Origin of the sequence: Streptomyces sp. DT190, assembly GCF_049846985.1 — a bacterium.
Lineage (GTDB): Bacteria > Actinomycetota > Actinomycetes > Streptomycetales > Streptomycetaceae > Streptomyces.
This window is the reverse complement of sequence record NZ_JBNCNM010000027.1, coordinates 25,388-40,243: the sequence shown is the minus strand read 5'-3', so window position 1 is coordinate 40,243 and position 14,856 is coordinate 25,388. Positions and strand designations below refer to the sequence as shown.

Here is a 14,856-nt window from a genome sequence, read left to right as displayed (position 1 = left end):
TGATCACCCTCGCCCGTGATCCACACAAGGAGGCAGCCGCATGACACGCCCGATCACCGCAGGGGTCGACGGAACGCAGGAGAGCCTCGCGGCGCTCGGCTGGGCGGCCCGCGAGGCGGTGCGGCGCGACCGGCCGCTGCGCGTGGTGCACGCCTGGCAGCTCCAGCCGCGGGAGGCCCTCGCGGCGGGGATCGAAGGGGACGCGGACAGCCAGGCCGAGTGGGTGCACGGCGCCGTGACCGAGGCCGTCACGACCCTCACCGAGCGGCACCCCGAGCTGGCGGTGACCACCGACGTCGTGGAGGGCCCGGTCGTCGACACCCTGATCGCCGCGGCCGACGACGCCGAGCTGCTCGTGCTCGGCTCGCGCGGGCACGGGCCGATCGTGGGCTTCCTGCTCGGTTCGGTGGGCCAGCAGGTCATCGCCGGCGCCACCCGGCCCGTGGTACTCGTCCGGGCCGGCGACCAGCCCACGGGCGAGGCCGCGGGGCGCGAGGTCGTCGTGGGCCAGCAGGGCGACCCGGAGGACAGCGCCGAGGCGCTCCGCTTCGCGTTCGAGACGGCCGCCGCGCGCGGGGCCACCGTGCGGGTCGTGCGGGCCTGGACCCTGCCGCCCGTGTTCGCCTACAGCCCCGGTTCGCTGAAGCTGCTCGACGAGGCCGGAGGCCTGGAGCCCTACGAGAAGAAGGCCCTGGCCGCCGCTGTCAGGCCGTGGCGGGAGCAGTTCCCCGGAGTGCCGGTGGAGGAGCACGTGGAGATGGGCAGCGCCGGCCAGGTGCTGCTGTCGGTGGCCGGGACGGCCCAGCTGATGGTCGTGGGCCGCCGCGCCCACCGCACGGCCGTCGGGGCGCGGATCGGCTCGGTGGCCCACGGGGTGCTGCACCACGCGGACTGCCCCGTGGTGGTCGTGCCGCACGCCCCGCGGGCGCAGTAGCTCACTCCGCCGTCGGCTGCAGCGTCTTGCGCGCCTTCGGCAGGATGTTCCGGATGTAGTCCTCGACCGCCGTGTCGAGGCCGATGTCGTGCTGAGCCCGCTCGGACAGGTACCAGCGGTGTTCGAGGAGCTGGTGGTAGATCTCCGCCGGGTCCATGGAACCGCGCAGTTCGGGCGGGACGGCCCGCACGGTCGGCCGGAAGACCTCCCGCACCCAGCGGTGGGCCAGCACCTCGGGGCGGGCACCGAGAGGATCGCCGGGCGCGTAGTCGTCCTGGGTGGCCATCCAGCTCTCCAGGTCGTTCAGCAGCCGCCGGGCCTGGTTCTCCTCGGTGTCGAGACCGGTCAGCCGCAGCAACTGCCGCTGGTGGTGGCCGGCGTCGACGACCTTGGGCACGAAGGTGACCGTGTCCCCGTGGGAGGCGTGCTCGATCTGCATCTCGGCGACGTCGAAGCCGAGTTCGTTCAGGCGGCGGATCCGGCGTTCTATGTAGTGGTGCTTGCCCGCCGGGTAGACGGACGTGCGGGTCAGCTCGTCCCACAGGCCGCGGTAGCGGGCGCAGATCTCCATGCCGAACTCGATCGGGTCCACCGACGGGTGCAGCGCCCCGGACGCCTCCAGGTCGAGCAGCTCCCCGCTGATGTTCACCCGGGCCAGATCGAGGTCGTACTCGCGCTGCCCCTGGCTGAGCTGCGGGTGCAGGTCACCGGTCTCGGCGTCCACCAGGTAGGCCGCGTAGGCGCCCGCGTCGCGCCGGAAGAGGGTGTTGGACAGCGAGCAGTCGCCCCAGGCGAACCCGGCCAGGTGCAGCCGGACCAGGAGCACCGCGAGCGCGTCCATCAGCCGGTGCATGGTGGCCGGGCGCATGGTCGTCTCGAACATCGAGCGGTACGGCATCGAGCCGCCCAGGTGCCGGGTGACCAGGACACTTTCCAGCGGGGCGCCGTCCGCGTCGGTGCGGCCGGTGACCACGGCCAGCGGGTCCACCGCCGGGATGCCGATGCGGTCCAGGTCGCGCAGCAGCTCGTACTCGCGCAGCGCGGGCCGCTCGGCCAGCTCCTTGACGGCGATCACCTCGTCCCCGGCGCGGGAGTAGCGCACCACGTGCCGGGAGATGCCGCGCGGCAGCGGGACGAGGTACTCCTCGGGCCAGTCCTCCAGGGGCACGTCCCACGGCAGTTCCAGCAGGAGCGCGGGGTGCTCCGGGTTCGTCGCGCTGATCTGCAGTGCCATGCGCCGGGTGTCCTTGTCTCGCCGCCGATCGTCGCCTCACTCTAAAGGGCGCGCTCCCGGGCCCGGTGTGCGGCGTCGCGCACCGGACCGCGGTGCACCGGGCCGTGCCCGGGCAGCAGCAACTCGCCCTCCAGCCCGGCGAGGACGTCCAGCGAGGCCACGGCGCGCGGCCGCTCGTGGTGGAACATGTCGGGCAGCAGCTGCGGCCCGTCGATCCGTGAGGTGGCGTGCCCGCTGACCAGGGCGTCGCCGGAGATCAGCGCACCCTTGCCCGGCAGGTGGTACGCGCAGTGCCCGTCGGTGTGCCCCGGGGTGTGCACCGGCACGGGACGGCCGGGCAGGTCCAGGGCGCCGGCCGCCGGGAACGGCTCGGGGGCCGTGACGGGGTTGTGCCGGGTGCCGCCGGACCGCAGCACGTGCACGGTCCAGGCCAGCACCCCGGGGCGCCAGGCGTTCCCCAGCACCGTCCCGACGGTCACCTGCTGGAGGAAGTCCCGCCGCGCGTGCGGCACTTCGGCCTCGTGCAGGTACACGGGCGTGCCGTACGCGGCCCGCAGGTACTCGGCGGATCCGAGGTGGTCGTTGTGCGCGTGGGTGATCAGCACGGCCGCGACCGCCTCCGGGGCGCTGCCCACCTCGGCGAGCGAGGCGAGGAGCTGCTCCCGGTCACCGGGGTAGCCGGTGTCTATCAGCGTGACGGCGTCCCCTTCCGTGAGGATCACCCAGTTGGTGTTCGAGCCGTGCACCAGGTAGGTGCCGTCCGCGACGTGCTGTACGCCTGCCCGCATGATCGCCCCGCGTTGTTGTGGTCCCGCTCCCGCTCCCGACGGGAGAAGGAAAGCAGACCCGGCGCCGGACGGAACCGCCGGGTCCGCGCCGGGCGCCCGCGCGTGGCGGGGAGTCCGGGACGGCGGTCAGCGCACCCCGTGCGGGCGGAACTGGATGCTGATGCGGGGTCCGGCCGCGCGGGTGCTCTTCGGGACGGAGTGTTCCCAGGTGCGCTGGCAGGATCCGCCCATCACGACGAGGTCGCCGTGGCCCAGCGGGCGGCGCACGGTGTCCCGCCCGCCGCCCAGGGGCCGCAGCAGCAGGTCCCGGGGGGCTCCGACGGACAGGATGGCGACCATGGTGTCCTCGCGGGCGCCGCGCCCGATCCGGTCGCCGTGCCAGGCGACGCTGTCCCGGCCGTCGCGGTAGTAGCACAGGCCGGCCGTGGTGAACGGCTCGCGCAGCTCCTCGCCGTAGTGGGCGCTGAGCGCGTCCCGCGCGGTGGCCAGCACCGGGTGGGGCAGCGGCTCGCCGGCGCCGTAGAACGCCAGGAGCCGGGGCACGTCGACGACCTGGTCGTACATCTGGCGCCGCTCCGCGCGCCAGGGCACCTCGGCGGCGAGCTGTTCGAACAGCGCGTCGGAGCCGCCGAGCCAGCCGGGCAGCACGTCGAGCCAGGCCCCGAGGCCGAGCTCGATCCGGCGGATCCCGTCGAGCGGACCGGGACGCGGCTCCTCGGTCTGGTCGAAGAGGGAGCCCTGGAGGTGGTGCGCGGTCATGACGCCAGCGTACCGCTTATTCGAATAGGTGTTCCAATGATCTCCGGCACCCCCGGACCCCTTCCGATACATTCCTGTATCGGATACGTTCCCGTATCGAACGGAGGCGGGCATGGTGCGGACCGGCAGCGCGGGTGGACGTGTGACCAGACGGCGTGTCCGCACCCGGGCCAATCTCCTGGACGCGGCGTTCGCCGTCTTCGCCGCCAAGGGCTTCGGGCACGTCTCGATCGAGGAGATCTGCGAGGCCGCCGGGTACAGCAGGGGCGCCTTCTACTCCAACTTCTCCAGCCTCGACGAGCTGTTCTTCGCCCTCTACCGGGAGCGGGCCGAGCTGATCGCCGAGCAGGTGTCCGGGGCCCTCGCCCTCGACGGACCCGGCCTCGACGTCCCGGCCGCCGTGGACCGCGTCACCGACGTGCTGCTCCTCGACCGGGACTGGCTCCTGGTCAAGACGGACTTCCTCGTGCACGCCGCCCGCGACCCGGACGTGGCCCGCACCCTGCTGGAGCACCGCGCGCGGCTGCGGGAGGCGATCGCCGACCGCCTCGCCCGCGCCCGCGGGCACACCCGGCTGCCCGCCGTGCTCGGCGACACCGACGGCGCGGCCCACGCCGTGGTGGCGGCGTACGACGGCGTCACCACGCAACTGCTGCTGGACCGGGACGTCGAGCACGCCCGGGCGTGGCTGAAGCAACTGCTCACGGCCCTGCTGACCGACGGCAGCGGCACCCCCGATCACGCGAAGCACTGAGGAAGGGAACGTCGCCATGGACGCCGACGTCATCGTCGTCGGAGCGGGCCTCGCCGGCCTGGTCGCGGCACACGAACTGACCCGCAAAGGCCGCAAGGTCGCCCTCGTCGACCAGGAGAACGCCGCCAACCTCGGCGGCCAGGCCTTCTGGTCCTTCGGCGGGCTGTTCCTCGTCGACTCGCCGCAGCAGCGCCGCCTGGGCATCAAGGACTCCTTCGACCTCGCCTGGAGCGACTGGCGGGGCAGCGCCGGCTTCGACCGCCTGGACGACGAGGACTCCTGGGCCGTGCGCTGGGCACGCGCCTACGTCGAGTTCGCCGCGGGGGAGAAGCGGTCCTGGCTCGACGGGCACGGCATCACCTTCCTGCCCACCGTCGGCTGGGCCGAACGCGGCGACCTCACCGCGCACGGACACGGCAACTCCGTGCCCCGCTTCCACATCGCCTGGGGCACCGGCACCGGCGTCGTCGAACCCTTCGTCCGGTACGCCGAGCAGGCCGCCCGCGACGGCCTGCTCACCTTCCACCACCGCCACCGCGTCGACGCCCTCCTCGTCGAGGGCGGCGCCGTGCGCGGCGTGCGCGGCACGCTGCTGGCCGAGGACCCCTCGCCCCGGGGCGTCGCCTCCAACCGCGACGCGGTCGGCGAGTTCGAACTGACCGCCCAGGCCGTCATCGTCACCAGCGGCGGCATCGGCGCGAACCACGACATCGTCCGCCGCCACTGGCCCGAGCGGCTGGGCACACCGCCCGGCCGGATGGTGACGGGCGTGCCGGCCTACGTCGACGGCCGGATGCTCGACATCAGCGCCGAGGCCGGTGTGCGCCTGGTCAACCGGGACCGCATGTGGCACTACACCGAGGGCCTGCGCAACTGGGACCCGATCTGGCCCGGCCACGGCATCCGCATCCTGCCCGGACCGTCCTCGATGTGGTTCGACGCCCTCGGCCGCCGTCTGCCCGGCCCGTACCTGCCCGGCTACGACACCCTGGGCACCCTGAAGCACCTGCGCACCACCGAGGACATCGCCGGGTACGACCACTCCTGGTTCATCCTCACCCGGAAGATCATCGAGAAGGAGTTCGCCCTGTCGGGCTCCGAGCAGAACCCCGACATCACCGCCAAGGACCGCGCCGGCTTCCTGAAGGAACGCATCCTCGGCAAGGGCGCGCCCGGGCCGGTCGACGCGTTCCTGCGCAAGGGCGCCGACTTCGTGACCGCGCCCAACGTCGAGCAGCTCGTCGAGAAGATGAACGCGCTGACCGGCGAGCCGCTCCTCGACGCGGCCGGCATCCGCGGCCAGATCGAGGCGCGCGACCTGCAGATCACCAACCCGTACGCCAAGGACGCCCAGGTCCAGGGCATCCGCAACGCCCGGCGCTACATCGGCGACCGCCTCGGCCGGGTCGCCACCCCGCACCGCATCCTCGACCCGGCCGCCGGACCCCTCGTCGGCGTGAAGCTGCACATCCTCACCCGCAAGACCCTCGGCGGCATCCAGACCGACCTCGACTCCCGGGCCCTCGGCGCGGACGGCACGCCGATCGAGGGACTGTACGCGGCCGGGGAGGTCGCCGGCTTCGGCGGCGGCGGGGTGCACGGCTACAACGCGCTGGAGGGCACCTTCCTCGGCGGCTGCCTCTTCTCCGGCCGGGCCGCGGGCCGGGCCGCGGCCCGGCAGACCGCCTGACGCCGCCCGCGACGGCCCGTCTCGCTACGTCTCCAGGAGGCGGGCCAGCACCGCGGCGTGACTGTGCGCGGGCGTCTTCGACGCGGTCAGCAGCGTCACGTCGCCCTCGCGGCTCAGCTCCCGCACCCGCTCCAGGGCCTCGGCCGCCTCGTCCGCGGCGAGCTCCGCCTCGTACCGCTCGGCGAACTCCTCGTACGCGCCCTCGCCCGCGTGGTACCAGCGCCGCAGCTCCGTCGACGGGGTGAGGGCCTTCGGCCACTCGTCCACCCGGGCCGCGTCCTTCGCCAGGCCGCGCGGCCACAGCCGGTCGACCAGGACCCGGATCCCGTCCCGCGGCTCGGGCGGATCGTAGACGCGGCGCACGCGGACACTCACGGTCGGATCCCTTCGGCGGGGGACGGACGTGCCGCGAGCGTAACGCGCTGAGGGTGCCGGCGGCACGCCGTGCCGAACGGCCGATTCCGTCGCCGACGTGCGGGTACCCCGTCCGCCTGACCACGTCGAGGGAGGAGGTCACGACATGAGTGCATCGGACGACCTGCCGGTGGTGCGCACACTCGACGAACTCGCCGGGCTGGTCGACGGGCACCGGGGTCTGTACGTGCGCTGGTCCCGCGGACCGGGGACCGATCTCCGCGACGTGTCCAGCATCGACGAACTGACGGGTGTGCCCATGCCGGGCCTGTCCGCCAACGCGCTCGACGTCGAGGCGTGGTGGGAGGACCGGCCCGTGCGCGTGTGGGTGGCGCGGCGGCTGTACGACTACGCCCATCTGCCGCACGAGAAGGGGCCCGGAGTCCGTCCCTGGGTGCTGGCGGGCAAGGAGAACGCGCGCGGGCCCGACAACGAGCCGCTGGTCGTCGACGTCCGGCCGCTGGGCTGGATCGACCGGCAGGTGATCGACGAGGCGAAGGCCGAGGTGGCGCGGCTGGAGAAGCCCTGGGGGACGCTGCGGCGCAGCTGACCGCACACGCGTGGGGCCCGGGCCGGGAAACGGCCCGGGCCCCACGCGGTCGTGCGCACGAGCAACGGGCCGCCCGCGCCGGTGTGGCGGGGGCGGCCCGGCCGGTTCAGCCCGAGCGGCGCCGGGCCGCGGCGCGCCGCTTGAGCGCACGCCGCTCGTCCTCACTCGTCCCGCCCCACACGCCGATGGACTGTCCGCTGTCCAGCGCCCACTCCAGACACTGCTCCTGCACCGGGCAGCGCCGGCACACCGCCTTGGCCTGCTGGGTCTGCATCAGGGCCGGGCCGGAGGTGCCGATCGGGAAGAAGAGCTCGGGGTCCTCGTGCCGGCAGGCAGCGTGGTTTCGCCAGTTGTCCATCGAAGTCACCTGCATCGCAGTAGAAACGTGCTCTTTCGGAGGCTTGCTCCTCTTCGGGTCACCTGTCGATGCCGGGTGAAACAGCGGCTTGCCCGCGGACCGTTCACACCCGCTCACTGTTCCCGCATGCCCCAGGGGGATCCGTAGGCCGTCAGCAGGTCCAGGAACGGCCGGGCCGGGAAGGCCTCCGGGCCGAGCACGCCCGCCCCGGACCAGGCTCCCGTGGCGAGGAGTTCGAGCGCGACGACCGGGTTGACCGCGGTCTGCCAGACGACGGCCTGCGAGCCGTACTCCGCCATGGACCACTGGTTGTCGACCACGTGGTAGAGGTACACCTCGCGCGGTCTGCCGTCCTTCACCCCCCGCACCCAGGTGCCCGCGCACGTCTTGCCGTGCATCCGCTCGCCCAGCGTCGCCGGGTCCGGCAGGCACGCGGCGACCACGTCCCGGGGCGAGACGGCCACCGGGCCCTGCGGCCCCGGCACGGTCACCGGGTCGGTGCGGTCCAGGCCCAGCAGGTGCAGGGTCCGCAGCGTCTCGACGAACTCCCGGCCCAGGCCGTACTTGAAGGTGACCCGGCGGGCGTCGATCCAGCGGGGGACCAGCAGGACCTCCTCGTGCTCCACGTTCACGCACTCGACTTCCCCGATGCCCTCGGGGAAGTCGAACACCTCGGGCTCGCTGAAGGGCGCGGTGGTGTACCAGCCGCGGCCCGACTCGTAGACGACCGGCGGGTTGAGGCACTCCTCGATGGTCGTCCAGATGCTGAACGAGGGCGCGAAGTCGTAGCCGTCGACGGTGAGGTTCGCGCCGTCCCGGACGCCGATCTCCTCGATCTCGTCGAAGAGTTCGTCGGCGGCGTGGCGGGCGAACACGTCCGACAGACCCGGCTCGACGCCCATGCCGACCAGGGCCAGCAGCCCTTCCTTCTCCCACTCGGCGCCCCGGGCGAACTGCTCGTCGCCGAGCTTGACCCCGCACTCCTCGTAGGGCCGCTCCGGGTGCGGCCGGGACAGCGACATCGCCATGTCGAGGTAGGTCGCGCCCGCGGCGCGGGCCGCGCGGAACAGCGGCATCACGAAGCGCGGGTCGGTGGCGTTGAGGAGCACGTCGCAGCGGTGCTCGCCCAGCAGGCGGACCACGGCCGCCTCGTCGCCCGCGTCCACCCGTTCGGCGGTGAACCGCGTGTCACCGCCGAGCGCCGCGACCGCCGCCCGGGCCCGCTCCGGGTCGTGGTCGGCCACCACCATCGCCTCGAAGAACGGCCGGCGAGCGGCGATCCGGGTGATCGCTCCGCCCACACCACCGGCACCCACGAGCAGTACACGCATGACAGAAACTCCCTCTTTGCGAAGAACGTGGCGCGCCCTCGGGGGAGATACAACGCCGCCCTCCGACATAAGGTCAATGGCGTTGGCATAAGGACGCGCAGCACCGGACCGAGGAGGGAGCCCGACATGCCCAAGCCCGTCGTGCCCGAGGACAGACGCCGCCGGCGCAGACCCACCAAGCGCGGCACGGTGCTGTCGGAGGAGCTGATCGTCCGCACGGCGCTGCGCATGCTGCGCGAGCACGGCAGCGCGGGCCTGACCGCCCGCCGCCTGGGCCTGGCCCTGGACGCCGACCCGAGCACGCTCTACCGGTACTTCCGGGGCATGGACGACCTCACGCTCGCCATCGGCGACGCCCTGGTCGGCCAGGCGCTGGAGGACTGGCGGCGCACGGGGGAGTGGCGGGCGGACCTGCGGGCGTTCGGGCTGGCCCTGCACGCCGCGTACGTGGAGCACCCGCAGGCGGCGGTGCTCACCGCGAGCCGCGTCTCGGGCCGGGCCCACGAACTCGCGGCCGACGAGGCGGTGCTCGACGTCCTGCGCACGGCGGGCTTCCCGCTGCCGGAGGCGGTGCGCGTCTACCACGCCTTCATCGACACCACGCTGGGCTTCGCCGCCCTGGACGCCGCCTCGCTGTCCCTGCCGAGCGAGTCGCTGCGCGCCGACGAGGACATGTGGCGCTCGACGTACGCCCGGCTGCCCGCCACCACGCACCCCCGCATCGCCGAGGCGGCCCCGCTGCTCGCCACCCGCATGGTCACCAGCGCCTACCCGACGGCCCTGGACATGCTGCTGGACAGCGCGGCGGCCCGGCTGGGGGCCGTGGTACCGCGCCCGGACGACGGCGGTCCCGGCGGCGCCGGTGTCAGTTCCGCAGGGCGGCCGCCGCGGTCGTCGTGACCGTCTGCGCCACCTGGGCCAGGGCCGGTGAGTCGAGTTTCCACTGCTGCCAGTACAGCGGCACGTCCACGGCCCGGTCCGGGGCGATGCCGACGAGCCGGCCCGTCCGCAGCAGCGGGATTGCCTGGGCCTCCGGCACCAGGCCCCAGCCCAGCCCGGCGGCGACCGCCTCGACGAACCCCTCCGAGGTGGGCACGTAGTGGCGCAGCGCGCTCGCGCCGCTCCGGCCCCGGGTGAGCCGGCGGACGAAGCCGTCCTGGAAGTCGTCCCGCCGGTCGAAGACCACCACCGGAACCTCGGGCAGCGTCTGCGCCGGCGGCCCGGCCAGCCGGCGTGCGGCGAAGCCGGGCGCGGCGACGGGCAGGTACCGCATCCGCCCGAGCGAACGCACCGAGCAGCCCGGCACCGGATCCGGCGACGACGTCACCGCGGCCATCACCGCCCCCTCCCGCAGCAGCGCCGCCGTGTGGTCCTCGTCCTCCCGGCGCAGCTCGAAGCAGAGCCGCAGTTCCTCGGGCACCCGGCTGAGCACGGGCAGGAACCAGGTGGCCAGCGAGTCCGCGTTGACCGCGACGGACACCCGGGTCGGCTCGCCCGTGCCGCTCAGTCCGAGCTCGGCATACGCGTCCCGCTCCAGCCGCGCCATCTGGCGGGCCAGCCGCACCAGCACCTCGCCGGACTCGGTCGGCCGCACCGGCTTGGTGCGCATCAGCAGGACCCGCCCCGTGCGCTGCTCCAGCGCCTTCACGCGCTGGCTGATGGCCGACGGCGTCACGTGCAGCGCGGCGGCCGCCGCGTCGAACGTCCCCTCGTCCACGACCGCCAGCAGCGTCCGCAGCTGGTCCAGCGGGAGATCCGGCATCATCACATCGGCTAATGATAGGTAAGAATCCTTAGCTGGACCGCGCTCCGGTCCCGTCCGTAGCGTCGACGCCATGACCAGCACCCTCACCGCCGGCGCCGCCGGTTTCGGCACCGGACTGTCCCTCATCGTCGCCATCGGCGCCCAGAACGCCTTCGTCCTGCGCCAGGGCGTCCGCCGCCAGGCCGTCCTCGCCGTCGTCGCCATCTGCGCGCTGTCCGACGCGCTGCTCATCGCGCTCGGGGTGGGCGGCGTCGGCGCGGTGGTGGTGACCTGGCCGGGCGCGCTGACGGCGGTCGGCTGGATCGGCGGCGCGTTCCTGCTGGGCTACGGCGCCCTGGCGGCCCGCCGGGTGTTCCGGCCGGACGGCGGCGCGCTGCGCACGGAGGGGGAGGCGGCCGGTTCGGTGCGCCGGGCCGTGCTCACCTGCCTGGCGATGACCTGGCTCAACCCGCACGTCTACCTGGACACGGTCTTCCTGCTGGGCTCCGTGGCCGCCGACCACGGCCCGCTGCGCTGGACGTTCGGGCTCGGTGCGGTGCTGGCCAGCCTGTGCTGGTTCACCGCCCTCGGGTTCGGCGCCCGGCTGCTCGGCCGGTTCCTCGCCGAACCGGCCGCCTGGCGCGTCCTGGACGGCCTGGTCGCCGTCGTCATGATCGTGCTCGGCGTCCTGCTCATCGCCGGAAGCTGACGTCGGCCGCCGGCCGGCCGGCGGCCGGTGCGATAGTGATCCCGCCTGAAAGATGTAGCGGCCATCGAGAAAGCGGGGGCGCGTGGACACGACCGACAGCACGACCGAACGACCGGGGCCCCGGCCGGAGACACCCCGGCGGCGCGGCTGGCGCCGCTGGGCCATGGACACACGCCCGCTGCGCCGCCCCGCCTACCGGCGCCTGTGGGCCTCCACCATCGTCACGGCCGTCGGCAGCCAGCTCACCGCCGTGGCCGTGCCCAAGCAGATCTACGACATCACGGGCTCCTCGGCGTGGGTGGGCGCCGCGAGCCTGGCGGGCCTGGTACCCCTGATCGTGTTCGCCCTGTGGGGCGGGGCGATCGCCGACACCATGGACCGGCGCAAGCTGCTGCTGATCACCAACACCGGCATCGCCGTCACCTCGCTGCTGTTCTGGCTCCAGGCCTTCGCGGGCCTGGAGTCGGTGGCCGCGCTCATGCTGCTGCTGGCGCTGCAGCAGGCCTTCTGGGGACTGAACGCCCCGGCGCGCAGCGCCTCCATCGCCCGTCTGGTCCCCGAGGACGAACTGCCCGCCGCCAACGCCCTCGGCTCCACGGTGATGCAGACCGGGCAGGTGGCCGGGCCCCTGCTCGCCGGGGCCCTCATCCCCGTGATCGGGCTGCCCGAGCTCTACCTCATCGACGCCCTGGCTCTGTGCGTCACCGTGTGGGCCGTCCACCGGCTGCCGTCCCTGCCGCCCCTGGCCGGTACGGCCGTGCGACGCGCGGGCGTGAAGGAGATCGCCGCGGGCTTCCGCTACATCTGGGGACACACGGTGCTCCTGCTGTCCTTCCTCGCCGACATCGTCGCCATGGTCCTCGGCATGCCCCGGGCCCTGTTCCCGCAGCTCGCCGCCGAGACCTACGCCCCCTACGGTGAGGGACTCGCGCTCGGCCTGCTGTTCGCGGCGATCCCCATCGGCGCGGTGCTCGGCGGGCTGTTCTCCGGGACCTTCTCCCGGGCCCGCCGGCACGGCTGGATGGTCATCTGGGCGGTCGTCGTCTGGGGCGCGGCCATCACGGGCTTCGGGCTGAGCGCCGACCTGTGGCTCGCGGTGGCGTTCCTCGCCGTCGCCGGGGTGGCCGACATGGTCTCGATGGTCTTCCGCGGCGCGATCCTGCTGTCCGCCGCCACCGACGAGATGCGCGGGCGCATGCAGGGCGTCTTCACCGTCGTCGTGGCGGGCGGCCCACGCCTCGCCGACGTGCTGCACGGCACCGCGGGCTCCGCCTTCGGCCCCCGCACCGCCGTCGCGGGCGGCGGGCTGCTGGTCGTCGCGGTCATGCTGGTCCTGGCCGCCGCGGTGCCGGCGCTGCGCCGCTACCGCATCTGACGGAACCGGCGCCTCACAGCGCTCCGCGCCGGTGCAGCGTGTACTGCTCCATCAGCTTGCCCCGGGTCATCTCCAGCCGGTGCGCGAGCACCTCGGCCACGTTGCGCACCAGCGTCAGACCGAGGCCGGGGTCCTCCTCGCACAGGTCCAGCACGGCCCGCGCGTCGAACTCGTAGGCCCGCACCGGGCTGAAGGCCACCGCGCCGAAGTCCCAGGTGTACGGCGGGAACAGCCAGGACCAGCCCAGCAGGTCGCCCGCGCCGAGGCTGGCCACGGTCACCCGCTGCAGGGAGTTCACCTGCTGGTCCAGGGAGACGGCGCCGGAGCGGATGACCCAGAAGCGGTCGGCCCTGCCGTCCGCCTCGAAGATCCGGGCGTCCTCGGGGAAGGACACCTCCCGGGCGAGCGACATCAGACGCTGTCGCTGGGGCGGCGGCAGGGCGGTCAGGAGTTTGATCGCTTTGGTCATGCGGGGCTCCTCGCCGGGCGGTCGACTGCGGTGCGGTCCCTACGCCCATTTCAGCCGCTGCCGGGGCCTTGAGCACCTCGGCGTACGCGACTTCCTCAGCGGCGCCGTCCGGGCATGAAAAAGCCCTGGCTGGACGGGGGAAACCAGCCAGGGCCGTAAGCGGTGGCGCGGAGGACAGAGGTCGACTCCGTCGCCACGTATGAGTGAACGGTAAACCATTCAGGGGGCGTTCGCGTACCCGAGAGCGGGTTGCGTGACCCGTTTCACTTCCCGGGGCTCTCGGCGACCACCCGGACCGTCCGCAGCTCGGGGTCCGTCGGGTCGGGGAGGTGCATGCCCGCCTCCAGCCCGGTCCGCAGGTAGGCCAGCACCGGCTCGGTCAGCAGCTCACCCGGCAGGACCGCCGGGATGCCCGGGGGATACGGGGTGATCATCTCGGCCGCGACCCGTCCGGCCGCCTCGGCCACCGGCACGTCCTCGGCCGGGCCGAAGAACGCGTCACGCGGCAGCACCGCCTGTTCCATCCGCAGCTCGGCGGGCGAGGGCACCGCCACGCGGGGTGCCTCGGGCAGGTCCCGCGCGACCCGGGCCAGGTCCCGCAGCGCCGACAGCAGCTCCCCGGTCGTCTCCCGGTCGTCGCCGTGCGTGAGCTGGGCCCCGATACGGCGGTGGTCCACCAGATGCGCGTCGATCTGCCGGTGCTCGCGCAGCCAGTCCGCCGCCTGGAAACCGGAGATGCCGAGGCCGCCGAGGTCGATGACACCGGGCAGCGGGTCGAAGTCGTCGGACAGCCCCGGGCCGCAGAAGTCGTCGCGGTCGTTGACGTGCAGTCCGTCGATCTCCTCGATGGCGGCGCGCACCTCCGCCGCCAGCTCCAGCGCGCCGCCCATCAGCTCCTGGCCGTGCAGCGCCATCTGGCGGCGCCAGCCGTCCAGCCCCGCGAAGATCAGCACCGACGGGCTGGTGGTGCCGAGCAGGTCCGCGCGCATCCCGAGCAGGGCGGGCGGGACGAGGTCGCCCTGGAGGTGGAAGACCGAGCCCTGTTCCAGGCCGCTGCCCATCTTGTGGATGCTGGTCACGCAGATGTCCGCGCCCGCGTCCATCGCCCAGGACGGCAGGTCGGGGTGGAACGGCAGGTGCGCGCCCCAGGCCTCGTCGACGATCAGCGGCCGCGAGCGGCGGTGGCAGACCTCGGCGATCGCCCGCAGGTCCGCGCAGCCGCCGTAGGGGGTGGGGCTCGTGACCAGGGCACCGCGGGCGTCGGGGTGGGCCTCGAAGGCCCGGTCGAACTCCTCGGCGGACGGCGGATGGGCGAGGTGCCGCTCGGCGTCCCACCTCGGCTCGACCCAGACGGGCTCGATGCCGGAGATGATCAGGCCCGACACCACGGACTTGTGGGCGTCCCGCCCGATCAGCAGCTTCTCGTGCGGACCCGCGACCGACAGCATGGCGGCCTTCACCGAAAGGGAGCTGCCGCACGTGCTGAAGAACGTGTGGTCGGCGTGGACCGCGTCGGCCATCAGCTCCTGCGCCCGCTGCAGCACCCGCCCCCGGGTGAGCCGGTCGTCCAGACCGCCCGAGGCCAGCACGTCCCCGAGGTACACGGCGTCCCCGAGGATCTCCCGGGCCTCCGGATCGGCACCGCGGGCCTGCTTGTGCCCCGGCGGCGTGAACGACAGATGCCCCTTGCGCCGATATGCGTCGAGGGCCTCCAGAACCGGTGCACGGGTGTGGTCGACTGTCATGC

General features: G+C 73.5%; 16 protein-coding genes. 7 read left to right on the top strand and 9 right to left on the bottom strand.

Going from position 1 to position 14,856, the window contains the following annotated elements:
- Window positions 1–40 precede the first annotated feature (40 nt).
- On the top strand, window positions 41–934 hold the full coding sequence (locus ACPXCS_RS33840) for a universal stress protein (RefSeq protein WP_425951341.1): 894 nt from the start codon (window positions 41–43) through the stop codon (window positions 932–934).
- Window position 935: 1 nt separating this feature from the next.
- Here the strand turns inward: ACPXCS_RS33840 and ACPXCS_RS33835 are convergent, their stop codons facing one another.
- The 3 genes from ACPXCS_RS33835 to ACPXCS_RS33825 all read right to left on the bottom strand — a co-directional run bounded on the left by ACPXCS_RS33835 (window position 936) and on the right by ACPXCS_RS33825 (window position 3,715).
- Window positions 936–2,168 carry a DUF4032 domain-containing protein gene (locus tag ACPXCS_RS33835; RefSeq protein ID WP_425951340.1) on the bottom strand — a complete coding sequence of 411 codons (1,233 nt, stop codon included), beginning with the start codon at window positions 2,166–2,168 and terminating at the stop codon, window positions 936–938.
- Window positions 2,169–2,209: 41 nt separating this feature from the next.
- A complete protein-coding gene (locus ACPXCS_RS33830) occupies window positions 2,210–2,956 on the bottom strand; it encodes an MBL fold metallo-hydrolase (RefSeq protein WP_425951339.1) in 747 nt (248 codons plus the stop codon).
- A gap of 126 nt (window positions 2,957–3,082) precedes the next feature.
- Window positions 3,083–3,715, bottom strand: a complete 633-nt coding sequence (locus tag ACPXCS_RS33825) for an alpha-ketoglutarate-dependent dioxygenase AlkB (RefSeq protein WP_425951338.1) — start codon at window positions 3,713–3,715, stop codon at window positions 3,083–3,085.
- Window positions 3,716–3,827: 112 nt separating this feature from the next.
- Here ACPXCS_RS33825 and ACPXCS_RS33820 point away from each other — a divergent pair, with 112 nt between their 5' ends.
- A complete protein-coding gene (locus ACPXCS_RS33820; protein WP_425951337.1) occupies window positions 3,828–4,469 on the top strand; it encodes a TetR/AcrR family transcriptional regulator in 642 nt (213 codons plus the stop codon).
- Window positions 4,470–4,485: 16 nt separating this feature from the next.
- Complete coding sequence (locus tag ACPXCS_RS33815) at window positions 4,486–6,159, top strand: FAD-binding dehydrogenase (protein WP_425951336.1); 1,674 nt, start codon at window positions 4,486–4,488, stop codon at window positions 6,157–6,159.
- 24 nt (window positions 6,160–6,183) lie between these two features.
- On the opposite strand, the gene ACPXCS_RS33810 is transcribed toward ACPXCS_RS33815, so the two are convergent.
- On the bottom strand, window positions 6,184–6,534 hold the full coding sequence (locus ACPXCS_RS33810) for a DUF488 domain-containing protein (protein WP_425951335.1): 351 nt from the start codon (window positions 6,532–6,534) through the stop codon (window positions 6,184–6,186).
- Window positions 6,535–6,679: 145 nt separating this feature from the next.
- On the opposite strand from ACPXCS_RS33810, the gene ACPXCS_RS33805 reads away from it, so the two are divergent.
- On the top strand, window positions 6,680–7,123 hold the full coding sequence (locus ACPXCS_RS33805; protein ID WP_425951334.1) for a DUF6098 family protein: 444 nt from the start codon (window positions 6,680–6,682) through the stop codon (window positions 7,121–7,123).
- 106 nt (window positions 7,124–7,229) lie between these two features.
- Here ACPXCS_RS33805 and ACPXCS_RS33800 read toward each other — a convergent pair whose 3' ends face one another.
- Window positions 7,230–7,481, bottom strand: coding sequence for a WhiB family transcriptional regulator (locus tag ACPXCS_RS33800; protein WP_425951333.1), 252 nt, complete (start codon window positions 7,479–7,481; stop codon window positions 7,230–7,232).
- A gap of 113 nt (window positions 7,482–7,594) precedes the next feature.
- The gene (locus ACPXCS_RS33795; RefSeq protein WP_425951332.1) at window positions 7,595–8,812 is read right to left on the bottom strand and encodes a saccharopine dehydrogenase family protein; all 1,218 of its coding nucleotides are present in this window, start codon (window positions 8,810–8,812) and stop codon (window positions 7,595–7,597) included.
- A gap of 126 nt (window positions 8,813–8,938) precedes the next feature.
- On the opposite strand from ACPXCS_RS33795, the gene ACPXCS_RS33790 reads away from it, so the two are divergent.
- On the top strand, window positions 8,939–9,712 hold the full coding sequence (locus tag ACPXCS_RS33790; RefSeq protein WP_425951331.1) for a TetR/AcrR family transcriptional regulator: 774 nt from the start codon (window positions 8,939–8,941) through the stop codon (window positions 9,710–9,712).
- Here the strand turns inward: ACPXCS_RS33790 and ACPXCS_RS33785 are convergent.
- Window positions 9,678–10,577: a LysR family transcriptional regulator ArgP gene (locus ACPXCS_RS33785; RefSeq protein ID WP_425951413.1), complete on the bottom strand. Its 900-nt coding sequence runs from the start codon at window positions 10,575–10,577 to the stop codon at window positions 9,678–9,680. The two genes, ACPXCS_RS33790 and ACPXCS_RS33785, sit on opposite strands and share 35 nt — an antisense overlap.
- A gap of 70 nt (window positions 10,578–10,647) precedes the next feature.
- On the opposite strand from ACPXCS_RS33785, the gene ACPXCS_RS33780 reads away from it, so the two are divergent.
- Window positions 10,648–11,265: a LysE/ArgO family amino acid transporter gene (locus ACPXCS_RS33780; protein ID WP_425951330.1), complete on the top strand. Its 618-nt coding sequence runs from the start codon at window positions 10,648–10,650 to the stop codon at window positions 11,263–11,265.
- Window positions 11,266–11,347: 82 nt separating this feature from the next.
- Complete coding sequence (locus ACPXCS_RS33775; protein ID WP_425951329.1) at window positions 11,348–12,640, top strand: MFS transporter; 1,293 nt, start codon at window positions 11,348–11,350, stop codon at window positions 12,638–12,640.
- A gap of 13 nt (window positions 12,641–12,653) precedes the next feature.
- Here the strand turns inward: ACPXCS_RS33775 and ACPXCS_RS33770 are convergent, their stop codons facing one another.
- Both ACPXCS_RS33770 and ACPXCS_RS33765 read right to left on the bottom strand, forming a co-directional pair.
- Entirely contained in the window at window positions 12,654–13,109 is a 456-nt protein-coding gene (locus ACPXCS_RS33770; RefSeq protein ID WP_425951328.1) for a cyclic nucleotide-binding domain-containing protein, read from the bottom strand.
- A gap of 263 nt (window positions 13,110–13,372) precedes the next feature.
- Window positions 13,373–14,854, bottom strand: a complete 1,482-nt coding sequence (locus ACPXCS_RS33765; RefSeq protein WP_425951327.1) for an aminotransferase class I/II-fold pyridoxal phosphate-dependent enzyme — start codon at window positions 14,852–14,854, stop codon at window positions 13,373–13,375.
- Window positions 14,855–14,856: the final 2 nt, after the last annotated feature.